Genomic DNA, 1,499 nt, shown 5'->3' on the forward strand with positions numbered 1-1,499 from the left:
TGTCAGACACCCCAGCTTCTTGGATGTCAAGCTGCGGCGGGTTGGGTGCGGTGTGACCAGGCGGTTGTCTGGTCGTAGTGGGTGGTGTTCTTGAGGCAGCCGTGGAGGATGCCGACGAGGCGGTTGCCGACCTGGCGCAGGGCTGCGTTGTGGCCGACCTCGCGGCTGCGGAGTTCGTCGTAGTAGGCGCGGACGCCAGAGTCGTGCAGGATCGCGGCTCCGGCCTGCATGTGCAGGGCGTCGACGAGGCGGTTGTTGTGGATGAACCGGGCGTGGACGGTCTTGGATCTGCCGGACTGGCGGGTGATCGGTGCGGTGCCGGCGTAGTTCTTGCGGGATTTGGCGTCGGCGTAGCGGCCGGTGGCGTCGCCGAACTCTGCGAGCACCCGGGCGCCGAGGATCACGCCGATGCCGGGTTGGCTGAGGTAGACATCAGCGTCCGGGTGCTGGCCAAAATGGGCCTCGACCTGCCCGTCGAGGGTGCGTATCTCGGTGTTGAGGGTTTGCAGGATCGCGACGGTGGCGCGGACGGTTGCCGCGTAAGCGCCCGTGACCACGTCGGCTTGGCCCAGGTGATCGGTGCGCAGGGCCTGCTGGATCGCGGTGGCCTTGGCCGGGATGTCACGGCGTCGGGCCTTCTTCAACGCCGCGCTGATCTGCGTGAGGGTCAGCTTGGCCGCCGCGGCCGGGGTGGGTGCCTTCGCCAGCAGTTCGAGGGCGTCAGCGCCGGTGAGCGTCAACACGTGGTAGGCCACCAGCGCGGCCGGGAAGTAGTCACGTAGCGCCGCCCGCAGCCGCAGGGTGTGGCGAGTACGTTCCCAGATCAGCGTCTGATGCGCCCGGGCCACGACTTTGACCGCCTCGGCGACGTCGGAGTCCGCCGCGACCTGGCGCAGCTGGTGCCGGCGGGTCCGGACCATGTCTGCCAGGGTGTGCGCGTCGGCCTTGTCGCTCTTGGCACCCGACAGTGACAGCAGCTCACGATGCCGGGCGGCCTGTTTCGGGTTCACCCCGTAGACCTGGTAGCCGGCGGCGACCAGCGCCCTCACCCACGGCCCCCGGTCGGTCTCGATACACACCAGCACGTCAGAAGGCTTCGCGTCATCGGGTAGGAACCCGGCGACGAACTCGTGAAAGCGGGCCATCCCATCCACGCCCTCGGATAGCCGGGCTGTGCGTACCGCCCGGCCGTGTTCGTCCTGCACCTCCACGTCGTGGTGGTCTTCCGCCCAGTCATCACCGACGAACAGCACTACGCGTCTCCGCTCTGCCACGGGTCCCTGCCAGCAGCCCGCGGAAGACTCCAGCGCCCTAATGGACCAGTACTCACGCCAACGCCCAGCGGGCACGACACCCCATCAGCCGTTCGTCTCCCGACCACGAGCGGGGGCACGTTCTGACACCAGGACTCGCATTGGTCCAGGCGGCGGGAGTGCTCACCCGCTCGCGGCTACCAGGCACCGAGTCTGCCAGCGGCTCACCCGGTAGCTCCCATTAGG

1 protein-coding gene is annotated in these 1,499 nt (G+C 68.4%); it reads right to left on the reverse strand.

The window, feature by feature from the left end:
• Nucleotides 1-26: 26 nt before the first annotated feature.
• On the reverse strand, nt 27-1,253 hold the full coding sequence (locus KBX00_RS28935) for an IS110 family transposase (RefSeq protein WP_210831228.1): 1,227 nt from the start codon (nt 1,251-1,253) through the stop codon (nt 27-29).
• Between the last annotated feature and the right edge of the window lie 246 nt (nt 1,254-1,499).

It is taken from the genome of Micromonospora sp. C95, from assembly GCF_018070465.1.
Classification (GTDB): Bacteria; Actinomycetota; Actinomycetes; order Mycobacteriales; family Micromonosporaceae; genus Micromonospora.